The 22,386-nt window shown below is 66.9% G+C and carries 22 protein-coding genes; 9 read left to right on the forward strand and 13 right to left on the reverse strand.

Annotated features, from left to right (window positions below):
* From KBA48_RS00885 to KBA48_RS00895, 3 genes are read left to right on the forward strand one after another with little or no spacing between them, the layout of a single operon-like run.
* On the forward strand, positions 1–1,233 hold the full coding sequence (locus KBA48_RS00885; RefSeq protein ID WP_292902803.1) for an acyl-CoA dehydrogenase family protein: 1,233 nt from the start codon (positions 1–3) through the stop codon (positions 1,231–1,233).
* Positions 1,230–3,383, forward strand: coding sequence for an acetate--CoA ligase family protein (locus KBA48_RS00890; RefSeq protein ID WP_292902804.1), 2,154 nt, complete (start codon positions 1,230–1,232; stop codon positions 3,381–3,383). Before KBA48_RS00885 ends, KBA48_RS00890 begins: the two co-directional genes overlap by 4 nt.
* Before the next feature lie 24 nt (positions 3,384–3,407).
* Positions 3,408–4,301 (forward strand): crotonase/enoyl-CoA hydratase family protein, encoded by an 894-nt coding sequence (locus KBA48_RS00895; RefSeq protein WP_292902806.1) that lies wholly within the window; start codon positions 3,408–3,410, stop codon positions 4,299–4,301.
* Here the strand turns inward: KBA48_RS00895 and KBA48_RS00900 are convergent.
* Positions 4,298–5,209 (reverse strand): alpha/beta hydrolase, encoded by a 912-nt coding sequence (locus KBA48_RS00900; protein WP_292902808.1) that lies wholly within the window; start codon positions 5,207–5,209, stop codon positions 4,298–4,300. The two genes, KBA48_RS00895 and KBA48_RS00900, sit on opposite strands and share 4 nt — an antisense overlap.
* A 164-nt stretch (positions 5,210–5,373) precedes the next feature.
* Between KBA48_RS00900 and KBA48_RS00905 the strand changes: the two genes are divergently transcribed.
* Together KBA48_RS00905 and KBA48_RS00910 are read left to right on the forward strand one after the other, a co-directional pair.
* Positions 5,374–6,591: a CoA transferase gene (locus KBA48_RS00905; RefSeq protein ID WP_292902810.1), complete on the forward strand. Its 1,218-nt coding sequence runs from the start codon at positions 5,374–5,376 to the stop codon at positions 6,589–6,591.
* A 142-nt stretch (positions 6,592–6,733) separates the two neighbouring features.
* Positions 6,734–7,930: an LLM class flavin-dependent oxidoreductase gene (locus KBA48_RS00910; RefSeq protein WP_292902812.1), complete on the forward strand. Its 1,197-nt coding sequence runs from the start codon at positions 6,734–6,736 to the stop codon at positions 7,928–7,930.
* Positions 7,931–8,097: 167 nt separating this feature from the next.
* Here the strand turns inward: KBA48_RS00910 and KBA48_RS00915 are convergent, their stop codons facing one another.
* The 6 genes from KBA48_RS00915 to KBA48_RS00940 all read right to left on the reverse strand — a co-directional run bounded on the left by KBA48_RS00915 (position 8,098) and on the right by KBA48_RS00940 (position 13,829).
* The gene (locus KBA48_RS00915) at positions 8,098–9,273 is read right to left on the reverse strand and encodes an LLM class flavin-dependent oxidoreductase (RefSeq protein ID WP_292902814.1); all 1,176 of its coding nucleotides are present in this window, start codon (positions 9,271–9,273) and stop codon (positions 8,098–8,100) included.
* A gap of 51 nt (positions 9,274–9,324) precedes the next feature.
* Positions 9,325–10,125 (reverse strand): alpha/beta hydrolase, encoded by an 801-nt coding sequence (locus KBA48_RS00920; RefSeq protein ID WP_292902846.1) that lies wholly within the window; start codon positions 10,123–10,125, stop codon positions 9,325–9,327.
* 44 nt (positions 10,126–10,169) lie between these two features.
* Positions 10,170–10,850, reverse strand: coding sequence for a 3,4-dihydroxy-2-butanone-4-phosphate synthase (gene ribB, locus KBA48_RS00925; protein WP_292902848.1), 681 nt, complete (start codon positions 10,848–10,850; stop codon positions 10,170–10,172).
* A 116-nt stretch (positions 10,851–10,966) separates the two neighbouring features.
* Complete coding sequence (locus KBA48_RS00930; protein ID WP_292902850.1) at positions 10,967–12,175, reverse strand: acetyl-CoA C-acetyltransferase; 1,209 nt, start codon at positions 12,173–12,175, stop codon at positions 10,967–10,969.
* Positions 12,176–12,186: 11 nt separating this feature from the next.
* Positions 12,187–13,014, reverse strand: a complete 828-nt coding sequence (locus KBA48_RS00935; RefSeq protein ID WP_292902852.1) for a CoA ester lyase — start codon at positions 13,012–13,014, stop codon at positions 12,187–12,189.
* Positions 13,011–13,829: an acyl-CoA dehydrogenase gene (locus tag KBA48_RS00940; protein WP_292902854.1), complete on the reverse strand. Its 819-nt coding sequence runs from the start codon at positions 13,827–13,829 to the stop codon at positions 13,011–13,013. Before KBA48_RS00940 ends, KBA48_RS00935 begins: the two co-directional genes overlap by 4 nt.
* On the opposite strand from KBA48_RS00940, the gene KBA48_RS00945 reads away from it, so the two are divergent.
* Both KBA48_RS00945 and KBA48_RS00950 read left to right on the forward strand, forming a co-directional pair.
* Positions 13,819–13,962, forward strand: coding sequence for a hypothetical protein (locus KBA48_RS00945; protein WP_292902856.1), 144 nt, complete (start codon positions 13,819–13,821; stop codon positions 13,960–13,962). The two genes, KBA48_RS00940 and KBA48_RS00945, sit on opposite strands and share 11 nt — an antisense overlap.
* A 93-nt stretch (positions 13,963–14,055) precedes the next feature.
* A complete protein-coding gene (locus KBA48_RS00950) occupies positions 14,056–15,081 on the forward strand; it encodes a LysR substrate-binding domain-containing protein (protein ID WP_292902858.1) in 1,026 nt (341 codons plus the stop codon).
* On the opposite strand, the gene KBA48_RS00955 is transcribed toward KBA48_RS00950, so the two are convergent.
* The 3 genes from KBA48_RS00955 to KBA48_RS00965 all read right to left on the reverse strand — a co-directional run bounded on the left by KBA48_RS00955 (position 14,982) and on the right by KBA48_RS00965 (position 17,958).
* On the reverse strand, positions 14,982–16,352 hold the full coding sequence (locus tag KBA48_RS00955; RefSeq protein ID WP_292902860.1) for an MFS transporter: 1,371 nt from the start codon (positions 16,350–16,352) through the stop codon (positions 14,982–14,984). The two genes, KBA48_RS00950 and KBA48_RS00955, sit on opposite strands and share 100 nt — an antisense overlap.
* A 5-nt stretch (positions 16,353–16,357) precedes the next feature.
* Positions 16,358–16,942, reverse strand: coding sequence for an NADPH-dependent FMN reductase (locus tag KBA48_RS00960; RefSeq protein ID WP_292902862.1), 585 nt, complete (start codon positions 16,940–16,942; stop codon positions 16,358–16,360).
* A 104-nt stretch (positions 16,943–17,046) separates the two neighbouring features.
* Positions 17,047–17,958: a LysR family transcriptional regulator gene (locus KBA48_RS00965; protein ID WP_292902864.1), complete on the reverse strand. Its 912-nt coding sequence runs from the start codon at positions 17,956–17,958 to the stop codon at positions 17,047–17,049.
* Positions 17,959–18,083: 125 nt separating this feature from the next.
* Here KBA48_RS00965 and KBA48_RS00970 point away from each other — a divergent pair, with 125 nt between their 5' ends.
* Positions 18,084–19,010: a phytanoyl-CoA dioxygenase family protein gene (locus KBA48_RS00970; RefSeq protein WP_292902866.1), complete on the forward strand. Its 927-nt coding sequence runs from the start codon at positions 18,084–18,086 to the stop codon at positions 19,008–19,010.
* 6 nt (positions 19,011–19,016) lie between these two features.
* On the opposite strand, the gene KBA48_RS00975 is transcribed toward KBA48_RS00970, so the two are convergent.
* From KBA48_RS00975 to KBA48_RS00985, 3 genes are all read right to left on the reverse strand, one after another.
* Positions 19,017–19,847: a helix-turn-helix domain-containing protein gene (locus tag KBA48_RS00975; RefSeq protein ID WP_292902868.1), complete on the reverse strand. Its 831-nt coding sequence runs from the start codon at positions 19,845–19,847 to the stop codon at positions 19,017–19,019.
* Positions 19,847–20,662, reverse strand: coding sequence for an IclR family transcriptional regulator (locus tag KBA48_RS00980; protein WP_292902870.1), 816 nt, complete (start codon positions 20,660–20,662; stop codon positions 19,847–19,849). The genes KBA48_RS00975 and KBA48_RS00980 overlap by 1 nt, the downstream gene beginning before the upstream one ends.
* Positions 20,663–20,753: 91 nt before the next feature.
* On the reverse strand, positions 20,754–21,104 hold the full coding sequence (locus tag KBA48_RS00985) for a VOC family protein (RefSeq protein ID WP_292902872.1): 351 nt from the start codon (positions 21,102–21,104) through the stop codon (positions 20,754–20,756).
* A 199-nt stretch (positions 21,105–21,303) separates the two neighbouring features.
* Here KBA48_RS00985 and KBA48_RS00990 point away from each other — a divergent pair, with 199 nt between their 5' ends.
* On the forward strand, positions 21,304–22,338 hold the full coding sequence (locus tag KBA48_RS00990) for an alcohol dehydrogenase catalytic domain-containing protein (protein WP_292902874.1): 1,035 nt from the start codon (positions 21,304–21,306) through the stop codon (positions 22,336–22,338).
* Positions 22,339–22,386: the final 48 nt, after the last annotated feature.

Genomic DNA, 22,386 nt, shown 5'->3' on the forward strand with positions numbered 1-22,386 from the left:
ATGGATTTCAACGATACTCCCGAGGAAGCCGCCTTCCGGGCCGAGGTCCGGGCCTTTCTGGACGCCCACGCCCCGCTGAAATCGGCCGAGGCCCGCACCTATCGTTCGCGGGAGCTGAATGCCGAGGATGTGCGGCTTTCCAGGCAATGGCAGGCGACCAAGGCGGCGGCCGGCTTTGCCGGCATCCACTGGCCCCGCAAATATGGCGGGCGTGACGGCACGCAGATGCAGGCTGCCATCTTCGCGGCGGAGGAGGAACGTTACGTGGTTCCGCCCAGCGTCTTTAACCAGGGCGTGGGCATGGCCCTGCCCACCATCATGACGCATGGGACCGACGCCCTGATCGACCGCTATGCCCGCCCCGCCCTGTTCGGGGAAGAGGTCTGGTGCCAGTTGTTTTCCGAGCCCGCCGCCGGGTCCGATCTGGCGGGCCTGCGTACCCGTGCCGTGCGCGATGGCGCGGATTGGGTGATCAATGGCCAGAAGGTCTGGACCTCCAACGCCCATTTCTCCCAGTTCGGGATGCTGGTGGCGCGCACCGACCCGACGGTGCCCAAACATGCCGGCCTGACCTTCTTCATCCTGGACATGGCGACGCCGGGCATCGAGGTGCGGCGCTTGAAGCAGATTTCCGGCACCGCCAATTTCTGTGAGGTGTTCCTGACCGATGTCCGCATCCCCGACCATCATCGGCTGGGTGGCGTGGGTGACGGCTGGAAAGTGGCGCTGACCATGCTGGCCAATGAACGCTTCACGGTGGGCAAGGCGGAAGGGCCGGATGTCGAGGATATCCTGGCGCTGGCCCGGACCCTGACCATCGACGGGCGCCCGGCCATCGACGACGCGTGCGTGCGGGAAAAGATCGCCCGCTGGTATGTGCAGTCCGAAGGTCTGAAATATACCCGCCTGCGCACCCAGACCGCCTTTTCCCGCGGCCGCGCACCGGGGCCGGAAAACTCCATCGGCAAGCTGGTCAGCGCCACCAAATTGCAGGAGATCGCCGCCTACGGCATCGAGTTACTGGGACAGGCCGGCGCCGTGATGGACACGGAAGTCGCGCCGCTGAATGCCTGGTTTCAGGAGGCGCTGCTCTATGCCCCCGGCAAGCGTATCGCCGGCGGCACGGATGAGATCCTGCGCAATATCATCGCCGAACGCGTCCTGAAGATGCCGGGCGAGATGCGGGCCGACAAGGACGTGCCCTTCAACCAGATCCCGACGAGCCGGCGATGAGCATCATCGCGCAGGAGACCCCCTTGTCCCGTTCCGTCTATACAAATGCCGATCTGCGCCGCCTGATCGATCCCGCATCGGTGACCATTGTCGGCCTGTCGCGCAATGAGAAATCCTTTGGGGCGCGTACCGCCGCCAACCTGTCGGGCTTCACGGGCCGCACCTGGGGCGTCAATCCCAACGCGGCAGAGCTTTATGGCATTCCCTGCTTTTCCGGCCTGTCGGCACTGCCGGCGGTGCCGGACTGCGCGGTGCTGGCCGTGCCGGTCGATGCCGTTCTGCCGCTGGTGGAGGAATGCGCGGCCCTGGGCGTGGGCGGCTGTGTCATCTATGCCTCTGGCTTCGCCGAGACCGGGCTTGCCGAGCGTATCGATCTGCAGAACCGGCTGGCCGCCATCGCGCGCGGATCGCAATTGCGCATCGTCGGGCCCAACTGCATCGGCCTGATCAACAATATCAGCCGGGCCGGCCTGTCCTTTGCCGCCGGTTATGGTGCCCGCCGCCCGGCGGCGGGGCCGGTGGCCATCGTCAGCCAGTCGGGCGGGCTGGGCCAGGCCCTGGCGCAGGTGGCGGAACGCGGCGGCTCCTACAGCCATTTCATGGCGGCCGGGAACAGTTGCGATGTCGATGTCTGCGACTATGTCTCCTATCTGGCGGACGATCCCGGCTGTTCGGTCATCACCTGCATTGCCGAGGGGTTGAAGGACGGGGAGCGGTTGCTGCAGGCGGGCGAACGCGCGCTGGCAGCGGGCAAGCCCATCGTCATGTACAAGATCGCCACCGGTACAGCCGCCGCCAAGGCCGCTATGTCGCATACCGGCACGCTGGCCGGTGCGAATGCCGCCTATGAGGCCGCCTATCGCCGGCTGGGCATCGTTCAGGTCGATAATATCGAGGATGTGTATGAAACGGCCGCCTTCCTGGCCAAGGCGGGGCGGCCCGGCGCCAGCGGTGTGGCGGCGGTGGCGGCATCGGGCGGGGCCTGCGTCATCACCCTGGACAAGGCCGAACAGGCGGGCGTGCCCATGCCCCGGCCGGCCCCGGCGACACAGGCCGTGCTGAACGCCAATGTCCCCGATTTCGGCAACCCGTCCAATCCCTGCGATATCACGGCCCAGGTGGCGACCAATCCCGCCTCCTACGCCGCCTGTCTGGAAGCGATGCTGGCCGACCCCGGCTATGCCGCCGTGCTGGTCATGGCGCCCAGCATCAGCGAACCCGGCACACCCAATAATGTCGCCTTGTTCTCTGGACTGGCGGCAAAGGCCGGCAAGCCGCTCTGCCTGTCCTGGATGTCGGAATGGAAGCATGGGCCGGGGGCGGCAGCGGCGGAGGCCGATCCGCATGTGGCCCTGTTCCGCTCCACCGCCGGTGCCTATCGCACGCTTGCCGCCTGGCTGGAACGGGAACGCCGCATCACCGGCCCGGCACCGCGTGCGCGCGGGGGCAGCCCCAACCCGGCCGCGATGGGGGCGCGGGCGCTGCTGGCGGCGGCCGGGGAGCGGCTGACGGAGCGGGAGGCCAAGGAAGTCCTGGCCGCCTACGGCATTCCCGTGGCGACGGACCATGTAGTGCAGGATGCGGACGCGGCCGTCGCGGCGGCGGATCGGCTGGGCTATCCGGTCGTGCTGAAGCTGGAAACGCCCGACATCGCGCACAAGACGGAGGCGGGGGTGGTCCGTTTGGACCTGCGTGACGCGACGGCCGTGCGCGGGGCGTTCGCCGCCATCATGGATGCCGCCGGCCGTGTGGAACCCGCCCCGCGCATCGTGGGCATCCTGGTACAGCCCATGATCGCACCGGGTCTGGAAATCGTGGTGGGCAGCCAGTTGGACCCGACCTTTGGTCCCATGGTGGTGGTGGGCCTGGGCGGCATCATGGTGGAACTTCTGCACGACAGCGCTGCCGAACTGGCGCCCGTCAATCATCAGCAGGCGCGGGCCATGCTGGACCGGCTGAAAGGGGCGGCATTGCTGCGCGGCTTTCGGGGACAGGCGGGGGCCGATATCGACCGGCTGGCCGGCATCATCGTGGCCCTGTCGGAACTGGCCGCCGACCTGTCGGACCTGATCGCGGAAATCGACGTCAATCCCATCATCTGCGGCCCCGGCCGCGCCATCGCCGTCGACGCACTGATCGTGCGGCGGTGAGAGCATAATCCAGGAGGAAAAATCATGGCCAAATGGCTGAAGACCCAGGAATTCCTGACTTTCGACGTTCGCGACCGCGTCGCCTATGTGACGATGAACCGGCCTGGCAAGCGCAACGCCCTGTCGCCGGAACTGATCAAGGAAATCCACGACGCCATGCTGGAGGCTGATGACCGCACCGATGTGCATGTCATCGTGCTGGCCGGGGCGGGGGATGATTTCTGCGCCGGGTATGACCTGGGCTATGGCTATAATCCCGACAATCAGCAGGATGCCACGGCCACCTATCGCAGCCGCATGGGCAGCTTTGACGACGATATCTGGACCATGACCCGCAAGATGGGCCAGATGCACATCATTCCGGATATCCACAAGCCGGTGATCGCCAAGATCCAGGGCCGCGCCCTGGCCGGCGGGGCGGAACTGGCGCTGGCCTGCGATCTGATCATCGCCGCCGACGATGCCCGCATCGGCCATCCCGGCACGCGCGGCCTGGGTTCCCCGCCCGTCAATTACTGGTTCTACCATGTCGGGCCGCAATGGGCCAAACGCCTGCTGTTGACGGGGGACAGCATCACCGGCATCGACGCCGCCCATATCGGCATGGTGCTGGACAGCGTGCCGGCGGCGGAACTGGATGCGGAAGTGGACGCGCTGGCCCGGCGTATCGCCCTGATCGATCCGGAGATAGCGGCAGCGCAGAAGCGCATCGTCAACACCGCCATGGACCTGTCGGGCGCCCGTGTTCTGCGCCAGTTCGCCATCGAGGCCGATGCCAAGGCGCATCTGTCCCAGGGGCCGGGCCGCAGGACCTGGCGCGAGAATGTGAAGGCCCATGGCGTGCGTCAGGCCATCCGCATGCGCGACGCCACCTATGGCAGTGACCCGGTGCGCATCCGCTCGAAGGAGCCGCGTTAAACGGTCAGCGCCCGCGCCACGTCAAGGACGGCGGCGCGGGCCAATGGCGCATGCGCCGTCATCTGCAGGAAGCCGTGGGTGGCACCGGGCCAGGTGACGGTCTGCACGCGCACCCCCGCCGCCCGCATCCGCTCCGCCATCATCCGGTTCTCATCCGCCAGCACGTCGCATTCGGCGATGCCGATGAAGCAGGGGGGCAACCCCTGCATATCCGCACCCAGGGGGGCCGCCAGCACCGGCGGCGCATCGGCCAGGGCGCCCAGATACTGCCGCCAGTACCAATGCATACGAACGGTGGACAGGCCGTAGCTGCCATCCCCGAAACGGCGTTGCGAGCCCGTGTCCAATCCCGGCGCATAGCATCCATAGGCCAGTGCCGCCGTCGTCGGCAGGGTGCTGCCCGCATCACGTTGCGACAGCATCAGCGCCAGGGCCAGATTGGCGCCGGCACTGTCCCCGGCCAGGGCCGGCACGCCCATGCCCAGCCCCAGGACCCAATCCCAGACCGCCCGCGTATCGTCCAACGCCGCTGGAAACGGATGTTCGGGCGCCAGCCGGTAATCAAAGCCGATCACCGCCCGCCCGCTCGCCAGCGCCAGCCGCCGCATGACCGGATCATGGGTATCGACGTCGCAGGCAAACCAGCCGCCACCATGCACAAACAGGATCGCCCCGGCCGCCGGTCCCGGTGCGGGATGGTAGAGGCGGACGCGGAGGGGGCCACCGGGACCCGGCACGGTCAATGTTTCCACCCGGTCCGCCACGGCGCCGGGATCGGTGAAGACCATGGCCAGCCGGTTCATGCCCGCCCGTGCCACCGCCGGGTCCATACGGGTGATGTCGAAGCCCGGTGGGGCCTGGGAAGCCTGGAGCAAACGGGCGGCCTGGATTTCCGGATCGATGCTCATGATGCCTCGGGCTTGGGGGTGGCGTGCGGGAGTGGGCAGTATCGCGCGTGCCTCCGGCCGCAGGCCCCTGAATTATTCTCCGGCCCGATACGCAATTCTCCGCTGCCCGCAGGGGCGCGGCGGGCGCCTTATGGGATTGAGATCAAACAGGAAGCGGGAACATCATGGCCATCCTGTCCGGCCTGACCATCACCGAATGCGCCGCGTTCATCGCTGGCCCGTTTGCCACCGGATCGCTGGCCCGGCTGGGGGCGGACGTGATCCGCATCGACCCGATCGACGGTGGCATCGACCAGCATCGCTGGCCCGTGACCGCAGAGGGGCGCAGCCTTTATTGGGCGGGGCTGAACAAGGGCAAGAAATCCGTCTGTGTCGATATCCGCCGGCCGGAAGGGCGCGAACTGGCCCAGGCCCTGATCACGGCGCCGGGCGACGGCAGGGGCCTGTTCGTCAGCAATTTCCCCGCCACGGGCTGGCTGGATTTCGATGGCCTGCGGCAGCGGCGGGCGGACCTGATCATGGTCAACATCCTGGGCAACCGCGACGGGTCGACGGCGCTGGATTACACGGTCAATTGTGCCGTGGGCTTTCCGTTGGCCACAGGGCCGGAGGGTGGCGACGCCCCCGTCAACCATGTGCTGCCGGCCTGGGATTTCATCTGCGGTCAGACGGCGGCTACGGCCCTGCTGGCGGCCGAACGCCATAGGCGCCTGCGGGGGGAGGGACAATTGCTGCGCATCGCGCTGTCCGATGTGGCGCTGGCCGTGGTGGCCGATATGGGCCTGCTGGCGGAGGTGGAGATCAACGGCGCGGGGCGGGAGCGGCATGGCAACCATATTTTCGGCGCCTTCGGCTGCGACTTCGCCACATCTGATGGCCGGCGTCTGATGGTGGCCGCCGTCAGTGCCGGGCAATGGCAGGCGCTGCTGCGCGCCACGGGCATGGGGGAGGCGATGGCGGCCCTGGGTGCCGCGCGGGGGCTGGACCTGTCGCTTGAAGGCGACCGGTTCCGGGCACGCGATGCCGTGGCCGGGCTGCTGTCGCCCTGGTTCGCGGCGCGCACCCTGGCCCAGGCCGGCCATGACCTGGATACCGCGCGGGCCTGCTGGGGCCCGTATCAGAGTTTCGAACAATTGCTGGCCGACGACCCGCGCTGTTCGCCGGCCAATCCCCTGTTCGCCCGCGTGGATCATCCCGGTATCGGAACGATGCTGACGGCCGCCAGCCCCATCGATAGTTCCGCCTGCGATCCGGTTCCGCACGCCCCCGGCCCCATCCTGGGCCAGCACACGGATCAGGTCCTGACCGAGATTCTGGGCCTGAGCGGCGGGCAATTGGCCGACCTGCATGACCGTCGCATCGTGGCCGGCCCGGCGGCATGAACAGCGGTCATGCAGGCGCAGATAAAATGCGCCCGGATCGCCAATCCGTAAGGGTTGTTTTGATGGACGGGATACGTTCCATATTCTAGCTTTATCAGGAGACGGTGGCCGCCCAAGGGACCGCCGGCACGGGAGGATTGGAATGTCGAAGACACGACTGCGCCACGGGGTGTTCCTGGCGCCGCTGCATCCGGTGGACGAGGATGCGCACGCGCTGATGCATCGCGATCTGGAACTGATGGAATGGCTGGATCGGCTTGGCTATGACGAGGCCTGGATCGGGGAGCATCATTCCGGCGGGTATGAGACGATCGCGTCACCCGAACTGTTCATCGCGGCCGCCGTGGAACGGACGCGGCATATAAGGTTCGGCACCGGCGTCATCTCGCTGCCCTATCACAACCCGCTGATGGTGACCAACCGCATCATCCAGTTGGACCACCAGTCACGCGGACGGGTGATGTTCGGCTTCGGGCCGGGTCTGCTGGTGTCGGATGCACGCATGCTGGGCATCGATCCCAAGACCCAGCGTGACCGAATGGCCCAGGCTCTGGACGTCATCCTGCGCCTGCTGGACGGGCAGATCGTGACGGAAAAGACCGACTGGTACGAACTGAATGAGGCGCGCGCCCATCTGCTGCCCTATACCCAGCCCAGACCGGAAATCGCGGTGGCCAGTGCCGCCACCCCATCCGGTGGGCGTCTGGCCGGCAAGTACGACCTGGCCATGCTCTGCGTGGCCGCCACGGACGCCTCGGGCGGGTTCAACGTGCTGGACGTCAACTGGAAGCATGCCTGCGACGTGGCGGCCGAACAGGGGCGCACCATGGATCGCGGCCGCCTGCGTCTGATGGGCCCCATGCATATTGCCGAGACGCGGGAAAAGGCACGCGAGAATGTACGCCACGGGCTGGAGAAATATCTGGACTATGCCCGCACCGTAACGCCCGGCCGCTTCGGCAATCTGGCCGGCCGCGACCCGGTGGATGTGCTGCTGGAAGCCGGCCACATCGTCATCGGCACGCCTGACGATGCCGTGGATGTGCTGAAGAAGCTGCAGGCCAAGCAGGGCGATTTCGGGGTGTTCCTGCACCAGTGCCATGACTGGGCCGACTGGAACGAGACCAAGCGTTCCTATGAGCTCTATGCCCGTTTCGTGGCCCCACATTTCAGCGGATCGAACCGGGCACGAGCGGAATCCTTCGATAACTGGAAGGCCCATTCGCTGGATTACAGCAGCCAGTCGCACGCCGCCGCCAAGGCGACGTTCGAGAAGTTCGGCGGCACCGGCGCCATTGAGAGTGCCGTCAAGACCGGCATGATCGGCACCAAGGACTGACCCTCTTCCGGCTTCGGGGCAGACAAGGGCGGGTTTCCGGGCGACCGGGAACCCGCCCTTTGTTTTTGGGGGCAGGGGTGCAGTTATCCGGGCGGGACCTTCCCCGCAAAACACAAAAATCCCCGCCCCTGTCACGCAGGGAGCGGGGATGTTCTATGGCCCCGGTTTCAGGCCGCGTCGCTCATCTCGGCATTCTTGGCCTTGGCATAGGCCCGCAGGCGCGGGGCCACCTGTTCGGAGAACAGGGTCAGGCTGTCCACCGTTTCGTCATGCGACAGGTATCCGGCCTGACCCAGCATCAGCATATGGCCGATGCCGCCCACCTTGTCGGAGAAGCGGGACATCTGGTCATAAAGCTGGTCCGGCGTGCCGGCGAACATGATGCCGCCATCGGCCATCTCGGCCAGGCTGGGGTTGGGCGGCAGGCCGAAATTGATACGGCCGGTCTTGCCCATGCGCAGCGCCGTGGCGTTCAGTTCGACGCTTTCATAGCCGGGCGGGTTGATCCAGCCCTTGGGCGTGCGCGGCTGCACCTCCAGGTACGGTTTTACCTTGGCCACGCGTTCCTGCACTTCTTTCTCCGTGCGGCCGCAGACCATGATGGCCAGATAGGCGAAGCGGTCGATGGCCGCCGGCTTGCCATGGGTGTTGCGATATTCCTCCTTATAGGCGTCGAACAGCGGCCTGGTGCCGGCGCCGTTGAAGAAGGTGGCGCAGACATAGCCCAGTTGCGCGATACGCCGGCCGGTGGACGCACCCGATGCCGTGATCCACATGGGTGGCATCGGCTGCTGCACGGGCCGGGGCCAGACATTGACGTTGCGGTAATTGTAGAACTCACCCTCCCAGGAGAAGGGGCCGCCCTTGTGGGTCAGCGCCTTGACCACGAAATCATGCGCTTCCCAATAACGGTCCATGATGCGGGCCGGGCTCTGGTTCGACAGGGCCAGTTCGAAGGGCGAGGCCTTGACCAGCCCGATTTCCAGCCGCCCGCCGGAAATGCTGTCGATCATGGCCAGTTCCTCGGCCACACGATAGGGGTCGGTGCGGTTGGTGATGGGCACGCCCAGGCAGAGCAGGCGGGCCTTGCTGGTCTGCCGCGCCAGGATGGCCAGCGTCAGCAGGCAGGAGGCCGACATGCAGTTGGCTGAGGCATGGTGTTCATTCACCATGATGTTGAAGCCCAGCCGGTCGGCCACCATCCATTCATCCAGATAGCGGTTGTACAGTTCGTGCGCTGTCTGCGGGTCGCAATGGGCGTTATCGACCAGCACCTTGGTGGGACCGTCGATCTTGTCCCAGGCCGGATGCATCGATTGTTCGCTGAAATGCCAGAATTCCATGTTTTTTCCTCCCTGTTTGCTGGGGGCGCCGACGCCCCCCGAGGGGCCGTGTCAGGCGGCCAGGAACGTGTCGATGCGGGCGGCGAAGGCGTCGGGCTGTTCCAGATAGCCGTAATGGCCGGCGCCCTCGATCACCTCGAACCGCGCATCCAGGAAGGCGGCGGCATAGCGGCGGCCATAATCAACGCCGACCACCTTGTCATCGGCCCCCCAGAGCAGCAGCACGGGCACCTTGACCCGGTGCAGCCGGCCCAGCAGCTTGGGATTGTACAAGGTGGGCGACCAGCCGAAGAGCAGCAGGCTTTCCCGGTTGCGCACGAAGCGGGTCACTTCGGCGTCGGTCATGTTCTTGAAATCGAAACCGCCGAAGCTGGCCTTGCCCTTCTCCGGATCATGGAAGAACAGGCCAGGAATATCCTCCACCGTCGTGGCGAAGATATCCTTGATATCGCGGGTTTCCCGGTCGGAGACTTTTACGCCGACCGCGTCGATCAGGACCAGCCGGCTGATACGGCCGGTGCCCATGGTGGCCAGTTCTGCGGCGATCCAGGCGCCGAAGGAAACACCGACGACGATCAGGTCGCGCAGGTCCAGGGCTTCGATCAGGTCCAGATAGACATGGCAGATATCATCCACGCCCGTCACGCCGACGGGCCGCGAGCTGGCGCCGAAGCCGGGATGGGAGGGGACGATGACCTTGTGGTCACGGGCCAGCCGTTCGACCAGCGCATCATCCGCATCCACCCCGTGGCCGGCATGCAGGAACAGGATCGGCGATCCCTCTCCCTTGGTCAGCAGTTCGATGGACGCTCCCGCGACGTCGATTTTTTCCGGGAAAGCGGTTCGGAACATGGCGCTTCCTGTTTCCTTCCTGTTCTTGTTCCGGCCGGGGCGGGTCAGGCCGATGCCTGGCGCTTGCATGCCGCCTGCCGGTCGATGGTTTGTTGTCCGGCCCCGCGCAGATGCTGGGCCAGGTCGGCGATGGTGATGATCCGCAGCCCGTGACGGCGGGCGAAGCGCAGGAGTTCCGGCGTGCGGGCCATGGACCCGTCCTCGGCCACGATCTCGCACAGGACGCCGGCAGGACGGCATCCGGCCAGCCGCGCCAGATCCACCGACGCCTCCGTATGGCCCGGCCGTTCCAGCACCCCGCCGGACCGGGCCCGCAGGGGGAACATGTGGCCGGGGCGCATCAGATCGTCCGGCCGCGTCGCCGGATCGACCAGGGCGGCGATGGTGGCGGCGCGGTCGGCGGCCGACACGCCTGTGGACGTACCCTGGCGGGCATCGACGGACACGGTGAAGGCCGTCTGGTGCCGGTCGCTGTTACTGGTCACCATGGGCGGCAAGGCAAGGCTGTCGATCCGTTCCCCTTCCAGCGCCACACAGACGATGCCCGTCGTGTGGCGGACCATGAAGGCCAGGGCGGCCGGGGTCGCATGGTCGGCGGCCATGATCAGGTCGCCTTCATTCTCCCGGTGCTTGTCGTCCAGGACCACGACCATCTGTCCGTCCGCGATGGCGACAAGGGCGTCGTCAATCGTGTCGAAGCCGATTTCCACCACATTATCCGTCACGATCCGCCTCATGTTGGAATGAAATACGCAATACATGCCATTTAATAGAACATACCCAAGGGCGTCAACCGGCTTTGGCGTGAAGATTCTGAATGACGGCATGCATTCCAGTTTTGTCACGCCTGCTCGAAAATGGCCGTCAGCCCCTGGCCGCCGCCGATGCACATGGTCTCCAGCCCGTATCGGGCGCCGCGCCGTCGCAGGGCATGCAGCAGCGTCGCCAGGATGCGCCCCCCCGTGGCGCCGACGGGATGGCCCAGGGAGATGCCGGAGCCATGGATGTTCATCCGGTCGAAATCGCCGGGCGCGAAGTTCCAGGCGCGGGTGCAGGCCAGGACCTGGGCCGCGAAGGCTTCGTTCAGTTCGATCAGGTCGATATCGGCCAGCCGCAGCCCGGCCCGGTCCAGGGCGCGGGCGGTGGCGGGGACGGGCCCGATGCCCATGCGGTCTGGGGCGACGCCGGCCACGGCCCAGGAGACCAGCCGTGCCATGGGCACCAGCCCCAGCGCGTCCGCCCGGGCCCGCGTGGTGACGATGCAGACCGACGCGCCGTCATTCTGCCCGCTGGCATTGCCGGCCGTGACCGTGGCGTCCTTGTCCTGACGGCCCAGGATGGGTTTCAGCATGGCCAGGCTGTCGGGCGTGGTGCCGGCGCGGGGGTGCTCGTCACGCGATATCAGTGTGTCGCCGGCCTTGCCGGGCACCGGCACAGGCACGATCTCCGCGTCGAACAGGCCGTCGCGTTGTGCCGCCACGGCCCGTTCATGGGAGCGGCAGGCGAATTCATCCTGTTCCAGCCGGGAAATGGCATGGTCGCGGCGCAGATTCTCCGCCGTTTCCAGCATGCCGCCCGGTACCGGGAAATTCACCCCGCCGGCCGTCACGCGGCCGCGCGCCAGCGCGTCATGGAAGATGGCGGCGTCCCCCTTGATGCCCCAGCGCTGGCCCGCGCTGTAGAAGGGGGCGTTGCTCATGCTTTCCGCGCCGCCGGCCAGGACAAGGTCGCTGGCCCCGGTCTCCACCTGCATCACGGCATTGATCACGGCCTGCAGTCCCGATCCGCAGCGCCGGTCGATCTGCAGGCCGCCAATGCCGATGGGCAGCCCGGCATCCAGGCCGACGACACGGCCCAGGGCGGGCGCATCCATGGATGGATAGCATTGGGCGAACAGCACATCCTCCACCGCGTCGGGCGGCAGGCCGGTGCGGTCCAGCAGGCCGCGCAGCAGGGCGGCCCCCAGGGCATGGGCCGAAAGCGTCTTGAACTGGCCGCCGAACCGCCCCACGGGCGTGCGCAGCGGCGTGCAGATGACGGCATCGCGCATCTGTTCCTCCCTCATTCTTCTGTCAGCAGCCGGCGGGCGCGTTGCACCACCGGCAGATCGATCATCCGCCCGTCCAGGGCGACCACGGACTGTCCCTGCCCCTGTGCTGCGTCCCAGGCCGACAGCACGCGCCGCGCCTGATCCAGCGCCGCCGCATCCGGCCGCCAGCTTCGGTTGATGACGGGCACCTGGGCCGGATGGATGCAGAGCGCGCCCGTCATGCCGACGGCGCGCGCTTCTTGCGCCGCCGCCTCATACAGGGTGAGGTCACGATATTCGGTCAGCGACACGGGCAGGCCCAGCGCCATCAGCCGCCGGGTCGACGCCGCCAGCGCGATCAGGCGACAGGGCAGGTCCAGGCTGCGCGCGCTGGGCGGGGCGCCCAGTTCCAGGCTGAAATCCTCGCTGCCCAGCGCCAGACCGGCCACCCGGTCCACCGCCGCGATGGCGGGCAGATGGGGCAGGGCAGCGGGGCTTTCGATCAGGGCGATCAGGCGGGTGGCACCGGGCAAGGTCTCTGCCTGACCGATCATGTCCGACAGCACGCACAGGCGGGCCGCGTCCGCGACCTTGGGCACGATCAACAGGTCGATGCCGGCGGCCAGTGCCGCATCGATATCGGCCAGCGCCGGCCGCCAGGGGGCGTTGATGCGCACCGCCACCCTGGTGCCCGCGGCGCGCAGGGTTGCGGCCGATGCGGGCAGGGCAGCGCGCGCCGTGGGCTTGGCGGCGTCGGCCACCGCATCCTCCAGGTCGATGATGACGGCGTCGGCCCCCCTGGTACCGGCCTTGGCGATGCGGTCGGCACGATCGCCCGGCACGAACAGGAAGGATCTCATAACCCCGTCTCCACCCTGGCCGTCATGGTCGCCTGTCCCGCCGCATCCAGGGTCCACACATCGTCGCCGGACAGGCACAGATCGAAGGGGTGAAGGTCCAGCAGCGGCCGCCGGCCGCGGAAGGTGAAGCGGTGGACCGGTGCGTCCGGCCGGTGACGCCGGAACAGGTCCAGCAGCAGCACCGCGATAAAGGGGCCGTGCACGACCAGGCCGCCATAGCCTTCTTCCGTCACCGCATAGTCGCGGTCGTAATGGATGCGGTGGGCATTGAAGGTCAGGGCGGAGAAGCGGAACAGCCGCACCGGGTCTGCCGTCAGCCGCTCCGTCACTGCCCCCGGTGGCATGTCCGGCCCCGCGGCCGGGGCGCCGCCACCGGCACCGCGATAGACGATATCCTGCTGTTCCCGGATGGCCAGGACGTCACCGGCAAAAATCTCATGCATCAGGGTGACAAAGACCAGATCGCCGCTTCCGCCCCTGGTATGGCGGATATCCCTGATGGTTGACCGGCGGTGCAGGGGGCTGCCCAGCGGTACCGGCGCCAGGAAGTCCAACGCGCCCCCCGCCCACATGCGGCGCGGCAGGTCGACGGGCGGCAGGAAACCGCCCCGCACTGGGTGCCCGTCATGGTCCAACCGCGATTGCCGGGCGCGCGGCAGGAAATAGAGCCAGTGCCACAAGGGCGGCAGCGTGCCGACGGGGGCGGACGGATGGTCCAGCAGATCGGCCATCCCGGCCACGGGCGCCAACGTCGCCTGATCCCGCCTTTCTTCCGTGCGGCCGATCCAGGGCCGCAGAAAATCCATGTCGATCATCGCCGATGCACCCGCCAACAAGGCTGTCGATACCGACAAGTTATTGATTTTTATGGTTCTGGCCCGCCGAGATTTTCTCATTCCGGATGGAGAAAACCGGCGCCGGCGCGTCGTGCTGGGTCCGATGCTGTGATGCAATATGGAATGTATTCCAGATTGCTTGCGTAAGACACATGCATGAGCTAACCTCACATCCAGGGAGCGAAACCTTGAAAAGAGGTGCGATATGTTTGCTGGCAAAGGCCGTTCGGCCCGCCGTATTCCCCCCTTGAACCCCTTGCGTGCATTCGAGGTGGCGGCCCGCCACCTTTCCTTCACCCAGGCCGCCGACGAACTGTGCGTGACGCAGGGGGCGGTCAGCCGGTCGGTGAAGGCGCTGGAGGATTATCTGGGCGAGCCCTTGTTCGAGCGCACGGGCTATGGCCTGGCGCTGACCGAACGCAGCGAGGCGTTTGCCATGCGCCTGTCGGACGGTTTTGTGCGCCTGTCGGAGGCGACGGACGAATTCCTGGGCGTGCAGCCGCCGCCGGTCCTGACGGTGCGGGCCTATACCAGCTTTCTGATCGGGTTCCTGATCCCCAACCTGCCGAACTTCCAGGTGAAGCATCCGGATATCAAGGTGAAGCTGATTTCCGCCACCGACAGTACGGAATTCGGGCGTGATCAGGTGGATGTGCGCATCCGCTATGGTCGCGGGCATTGGAAGAATGTCGACAGCACGCTGCTGTTCCATGACGAATTGCGGCCGGTCTGTTCGTCCAAGCTGCTGGACCCGGCGAAGCGGCCCTATCCGATCGACATCCTGAAGAACCATGTGCTGCTGCATCAGGAACTGCGCCGGGCGGACTGGCCCAACTGGCTGGCGCTGAACGGGGCGGAGGGGCTGACCCCGCGTGACCATCTGGTGTTCGATGAATTGTCCGTCGTCTACCAGTCGGCCATTTCCGGCGTGGGCATCGTCATGGCGCAGAAGGCCTATTTCCAGCGGGAAATCGCCGATGGCCATCTGTTCGAACCGTTCGAGGGCGTGCTGAAGCGCGACCTTGGCTATTACCTGACCGTGCCGCACAGCCGGCGGGAGGCGCACCATGTGCGCGTCTTCAAGAAATGGCTGCTGGATACGCTGGCCGCCGCCGGGGTGGGGGAGCGCGCTCAAGTCCCGCTGGTGGAACTGGGCGTGCGCAGCCCGCTGATGAAGGCGGCGAACAGCGCAATGCCGGATGCCAGGAACAGGGCGATGACCGCGCGCTGATCGGGCCAGCCGGCAAAGGCCATGGCCACCAGGGCGGCCCCCGACGCCTGGCCCATCACCCGGCCCAGCGCCCCGGTGACGCTGGCCGTCGGCGCCTCCGCCACGGGGATCGATGCCACCAGGGCGCGGGTATTGGGTATCTGGAACAGGGCATAGGAACCACCGCACAGGGCGATGCGCCACAAGATGTCGAGCGTTCCCGCATCCTTCGGTGTCAGGGCCAGGATCGTCAGTCCCGCCGCCACCAGCAGCAGCCCGACGGCGCACAGCCGGCCGGGCGCAAAGCGGTTGGCCAGCCGCACGGCCAGGGGGGAGGCGGCGGCCAGCGCCAGCGGCCAGGCCATGAAATGCAGGCCGATCTCCGCCTGCGTGCAGCCCCGGTCCAGCAGCAGGAAGGGGATGCCGATATAGGAGATCAGTTGCGTCGCAGCGGCACAGAAGGTGGTCGCCACGGTCAGCCTGTAACCCCGACGGCGCAGCAGCGACAGCGGCAGCAAGGATGGCCGCCGCCGCCGGACTAATGTCCACAGGCCGGCGGTCATGACGGCCAGCGTCAGCACCACGGCCATGTCCATGTCATGGGCCAGACTGTTCAGCAGCAGGATCAGCGCACCGATGGCCCCGGCACAGAGCAGCGCCTCCCCCTTGTCGAAGGCCGGGCGGCTGCCCCGTACCGGCGGCGGATCGGCGGGCAGCATCCGCCGGCCCAGAAGCAGCAGGCCCGCCACCACGGGCAGGTTGGCGATGAACAGCCAGTGCCAGGAGACGAAGCCCAGGATGATGGCCGCGATGACCGGTCCCGCCGTCAGGGCCAGGGCCACCGCCATGGCGTTGACGCTGACCCCGCGCGCCAGACCCGATGGCGGGTGGATGGAGCGCAGCATGGCGTTGGTGATGCCCATCATGCCGGCCCCGCCGCATCCCTGGGCGAAACGGGCCAGCGACAGGGTGACGACATCCACCGACAGGGCACAGGCCAGCGATGCCACGCCGAACAGGGCGATGCAGGCCAGATAGATGTGCCGTGGTCCCTTGACCAGGGCCAGCCGCCCCATGGGCAGCAGCACCATGGCGATGGCCAGTTGATAGGACCCGACCACCCAGATGGAGGCGGCGGCGGAGATGCCCAGTTCCCGGCCGATGGCGGGCAGGGCCACCGTCATCATGATGCCGTCCATGACCGCCATGGCCACGGCCGTGGCGACGATCCCTGCCGCCCATGTCCGTTGCGGCCGTGGCAGGCCGGCTTCCGTTCCCTCGGCCGGTTGCATGGCGGTCAGGCCGCCGCGTCCCGCATCGCCACGCGCGTCTGGGCGAACCAGACGACCTGCCGGGCCAGGATCGACAGGTTGCCGGCGGTGGAGGCGTCCGAACAGGTGCCGTCCTCCGCGAACTTGGTCCCCATCGAATTGATGGCGACGCCCAGCGGCGTGGGCCAGGCGCGCAGGGCGTGGGTGATGGACCGCATGGCCGCCAGCGTCGACCCCGTGGCCTGCCAGCCATAGGCGCAGGCGATGGACCCCACCGCCCGCCCGTCGAGATAGGGCAGGGGATCGCGGGCCATATCCTCCACATAATCCAGGGCATTCTTCATCAGGCCGGAGATGGAGCCGTGATAGCCGGGAGAGGCCAGGATCACCCCGTCACAGCGGCGCAGCAGATCGACCAGCCGCAGGGCCGCCGGCTCCCGCGCCGGATTCTCCGGCGCATAGAGCGGCAGGACCAGTTCCGGCCCCGTCATGATCGCCGTTTCCGCCCCCAGCTTCTCTGCCTCTGCCAGCGCCATGCGCAGCGCCATCTCAGAGGATGAATTGGCCCGCGTGGTGCCGCCCAGGCCCAGGATGAAGGGATGTCGGGACATGTCCTCGCCTCATGTTCTGAATTATGGGATCTATTCCATAATACGTCAGGAAGGCGGGCGGAGGGGGATGGTTTGTTGGAATGGGGGCAGGACTTTTCTTCCCGTCAGGTCCCGCTGACCGATGCCGCAGCGCCACGGGCTACGGCCAGAAAATTCGCGACCAGCGGCCGTTCATCGTCGCCGCGCCGCGACAGGGTGATGTTGCTGCGGGCATCCTCCGCCAGCGGGCGGAAGACAACGCCGGCCAGGGCCAGGCTGGCGGTGCAGGCGGGCAGGATGGTGATGCCCATGCCGGCGCCGACCAGGCTGATGGCCGTCTGCCAACCCGGCACCTCCTGCACCCCGCGCGGCATGAAGCCTGCGGCCAGACAGATTTCGACCAGCCGGTCATGGTATCGGGACACCCGGTTGCGTGGGAACAGGATGAATTTTTCCGCCGCAAGGTCGGCCAGTCTGACAGGCCGGTCGGGCACCGCCAGCCGATGGTTGGCCGGCAGTACCGCCACATAGGCCTCGCGCAGCAGCGTGACGACATCCACCCCCGGTTCCGGCACCATTTCCCGCGACAGAGCGATATCCACACGCCCGGCCCGCAACTGATCCCATAGCGGTTCCGGCAGGATCTCTACCAGCCGCAATTCCACCAGCGGGTAACGCTGCCGGTTGGCCTGCACGATGGCGGGCAGGATATGCAGCGCGGTGGTGGCTGTGAAACCGATGGTCAGCAGCCCGGCCTCACCCCGGCCGACCCGCCTCACCCGGTCCAGCCCTTCCTCCATCTCCAGCAGCATGCGATGGGCGAAGGTGTGCAGGGCCGTGCCGGCATCGGTCAGTTGCACCTTGCGGGTGTCACGGTCGAACAGCTTATGACCCAACGCCGTCTCCAGCCGCTGGATCTGCTGGCTGAGCGGCGGTTGCGCCACGCCCAGCCGGGCGGCGGCCCTGCCGAAATGCAGTTCCTCTGCCACCGTGACAAAGGCCTGGAGTTGCGCCAGGCTGATTCCAGGGCGGAGCATTGATATCTCCAGGCGTATAAATAAACCTTAACATTATATTGGACGATGCATAATTGCACGACTTAACCTTCGCCCCGTAACCGGCGCCTTGATGCGCCGGACCTTCAGGGAAAAGGAAATCCAAGATGCGGCAGGAGCTGGGAACCAGCGTCCAGGTGGACGCGCATGCCCTTATCAGCGACGCGGATATCACGCATTTCCGGGAACAGGGCTTCGTCTTCCCCCGGATGGGCCTGCCGGCGGAGGATGCCGCCTGGATGCGGGAGACGATCGAGAAGGTGTTCCGCGACAATAGCGATTGGGCCGGGATCACCCGCATGCCCCATATCCCCCTGCGCGAGGGGCAGGAGGAAGGGGTGAAAGGGGGCGAGGACCTGTTCAAGATCGCCATCCACCCGACCCTGATCGCGGCGGCCAGCCGCCTGATAGGCCCCAACCTGATCATGTGGGGCGGCGAGATTTTTGCCAAGCCGGCCGGCACGGGCAAGCGCACCCCCTGGCATCAGGATTGCTACAACCCCGCCGTCAAGGCCGGCCCCGGCCGCAAGCTGCCGCAAAGCGCCCAGATCTGGATCGCGGTGGATGATGTCGATCCCGACAATGGCAGTCTGTCCTTCGTGGCCGGCACGGGCCGCGACGGCCCCATCCATCATGAACAGCGCAAGGAAATGCGCGACCTTTTGAATTTTGAGGTCGATACGTCCGGCATCAACGAACATCGTATCGTGCATTCGACCATGCCGTCAGGCCATTTTTCGGTCCATGACCTGTTCGTGGTTCATGGCGCCAACGCCAATGTCTCCGGCCGCCGCCGCGCCGGCCTGACCTTCCATTACATGGCGGCGGAGGATGTCTATGACCGGTCGTTCGGGGCGGCCATCGGCAGCGGGCGGGACAAGCCGGCCCCCATCGCCGCCCGCCCCATCTGGCTGGTGCTGGGGGAAAATCAGGTGCCGCAGAATGATTTCATCACGGGCCACCAGAACCTGGAGGATCTGGACGCGATGGCGGAACAGCGGCGGCGGGAATTGAACGCGGTGCTGCTGTCCTGACCCGGATCAGGACAGTTGCAGCCGCATCTCGTCCGCCGGGATATGGTCGAAGGGGGAGCGGAATTTTTCCGGCTCCCCCCGGATCATGGTTTCCAGGGCATCGCGCGCCTGCAGCAGGGCGGCCGGCGGCGTGGTCTCTCCGGGGCGCAGCACGGGGCCGTTGGCGGTGATGGCCGCGATGGCGCCGTCATCGGCCGCGCGGATGGGCAGGGCGGCGGCCTGGAAACCCGGCGCCAGCGCGATCTCCCGCGTCACCAGCCCGTCCCGGCATGCCCGGTCCAGCCGATCCTCCAGTGCTGCCCAATCCTCTGCCGGTGTCCGGTTGGGGTAATGCGCCTCCACGAACAGCCGGTAGCGGTTGCGGTCGTCGGATGACAGGGTGGACAGGATGGCAGGCGCCGCCAGCCCTTCATGCAGCAGCACCACCTCCCCCAGCCGGTCGCGGTGATAGATGTCGTTGCTGCCATAGGCACCGCTGATGCGCAGCCCGAACCAGCCCATGCGCACCGACAGCGACACCGTCTCCCCGATGGCGTGGGCCAGGGCCCGCAGGATGGGGCGGCTGGCGCGATGCAGATGGAAACGGTTGAACAGCGCCCGGTTCAGAAGCTGGGGCATCTGCCCCACCTCGTATCGCGGCGTGTTCTGGTAGCGGGAGAGATAACCCGCCTCTTCCAGCGTCACCAGCGCCCGGTACACGGTGGAGGCGGGCAAGGCCATCTGGCGGCTGATCTCCGTCACGCCCATCGGCTCGTCGGCTTCCGCCACGAAACGCAGCACCTCGAACACGTGGCTGGCGGATGAGTTGATTACGGCACGGCTGACTGCATTGGACATCAATTGATCTCCACATGCGCGGCGTCGGCGGCATAGAGCCGCGTACGGCTGCATAATTCATCGATCAGGCGGCGCAGTTCGGGCAGCAGCCTTGCCCGCTCCGGCTCCATCCGTTCCACGGGGCCGCCCACGGATAAAACGCCATGCAGCCGGTTTTCCGCGTCGGTGATGGGAAAGCCCAGGGCCAGCATGGGCAGCGGCCCGTCCCGCCGCACCTCGGCATATCCGCGCTGGCGGATCGCGTGGATGTCCGCCCACAGATCATCCGCGCTCATGCTCCGGTTGGATGGCGGGATGGTCAGCGGGCTGTTGCGGGCGATGTAATCCGCCACTTCCTGGTCGGGGCAATGGGCCAGCATGACCCGGCCGGAGGCGGGCACATGTAGCGGGCGCAGACCGCCGATTTCCATGCGCCAGGTCCCCGGCCGCTTGGTTTCGATCCCGTCGATGAACACGGCATAGTCCAGCCCCCGCACCATCAGGCTGACCGTTTCCCCGGTCAGGGCATGGATTTTATGGATATAAGGTGCGCACAGGCTGCGGAAATCCGGCTCCAGGGCCGTGCGGCTCTGCAATTCCAGCACCCGGTACCCCAACTGATAACGCAGCCCCGTGACGTCACGCACCAGATAACCCTGATCGACCAGCGTCGTCAGGGCGCGATAGATCATGTTCTTGGTCATGCCGAGCAGTTGCGACAGTTCGGTCACGCCATAGCCAGGCGCATCCGCCGCGAAACAGGACAGAACCTGCAGCGTGCGCGCCGTGGCCTTGTTCTGACCACGGTCACCGGAAATATCGTTCTGCTGCGTCAAGGACGTCCTCTGATTTCCTGGGCGCTCCGCCGGCGCCGGTTTTGCCGCAGCCTAGCGCACGGGGCAGGGGCACGCCAAGCGGGACGGGATTTCACCCCCGGCTGAAAAGCTGGAAAACATTTCCCTCCGGATCAGCGCAGGTGATGGTCCGGCCATGGCCGCCCATGTCGCGTCGGCCCAGCACGCGGCCGCCCAGGCTTTCCACCGACGAAGCGATGGCTTCCGGGTCGTCGGCTTCGAAGGTCACGGTGGCACCCTTGTCGCCGGCGCCGGCCTCCGCCGGGGATGCCAGCGCGAAATTGCCGCCGCCGATGGACAATTGCGCCCAGTTATCCTGGTCCCGGAATTTCAGGCCGGCGCCCAGCGCCTGTTGATAGAAGCCGGTCATCCGCTCCATGTCGCGGGCAACCACATAGACGTTCTGAATGCGGCGGATGGTCATGATGTGGTCCTTCCGGGCTGTAATATGGAAGATCATCTGCTATTCATAACATGCTGGATGCAGGAACCCGATGGAAGAAGCGGCTGCCCGGCATGAGTTTTCAGGCGGAACCATGCGCCGAAATCGCCTGGACCGGGCATGCGTCTCCCCTACTATCGCCAGACACGGGGCAGAAGACCCGGGATCGGGGAGGACCGATATGCTGTCATTGCGCAAGATCCAGGCGGCCGCCGGCCTGTCGCTGACCGAGGTGCCGGAGCCGGATGCGCCGGGGTCGGGCGAGGTGCTGGTCCGCGTCGCGGCCACGGGCATTTGCGGCACCGACCTGTCGGTGGATCGCTGGACCGCTTCCTATGCGGGTTTCATGGCCCAGGCGCTGCCGGTCACGCTGGGTCATGAAACGGCGGGACGAATCGTTGCCGTGGGGCAGGGGGTGGATCCTGCCCGTGTGGGCCGGGACATCGTGATCGACCCCGCTGTCGCCTGCGGCCGCTGCGAACGCTGTCTGGCGGATGATCCGGTGGGCTGTCTGGACCGGCAGGCCGTGGGCCTGATCCGGGACGGGGCCTTCGCGCCCTATGTGCTGGCCCCGGATACCTATTGCTATGATCTTCCGGCCAACGTACCCGTGGAACTGGGGGCGTTGGCGGAACCATTGTCGGTCGGGGCCCATGCCCTGGCGGTCGGCGGGTTCCGGCCCGGCATGCGTGTCGTGGTGCTGGGTCCCGGTCCCATCGGCCAGGGCGTGGCGGCGCTGGCCCGTCACCTGGGCGCCGCGCAGGTGGCCGTGCTGGGCAAGCAGGACGGGCCGCGCCTGGACGTGCTGCGCGGCATGGGCTTCACCGATTGTTTCGACATGGCGGAACCCGACGCCAACCGGGCGCTCACCCTGGCCAAGGGGCAGGGTTTCGACCTGGCGGTGGAAGCGGCGGGGGTGCCGGAGGTGGTGGATCAGGCCTTGGCCCTGCTACGGCCACAGGGTGTGCTGGTCGTGGCCGGCATGCCGGAACGGCCGGCCAGCGTCGATATCCTGCGGCTGGTGAAATACCGGCTGGAAATCCGCGGCGCGTCGCGTATTCCGCCGTCGGCCTGGGAAACCGTGCTGCGGGCGCTGGCTGACGCACCTGACGCCTTCGCGCCGCTGGTCACCCACCGTTTCCCCCTGGCCCAGGCAGACCAGGCCTTCCGCCTCTGCCATGGCCGCACCCCGTCCAAGGTGCTGCTGCTGCCCTAGGCGGCGTGCTTGCGCCTTCCGGTTCCCATTGCCGACACAGGATATGCC

It is taken from the genome of Niveispirillum sp., from assembly GCF_017996735.1.
Lineage (GTDB): Bacteria > Pseudomonadota > Alphaproteobacteria > Azospirillales > Azospirillaceae > Niveispirillum.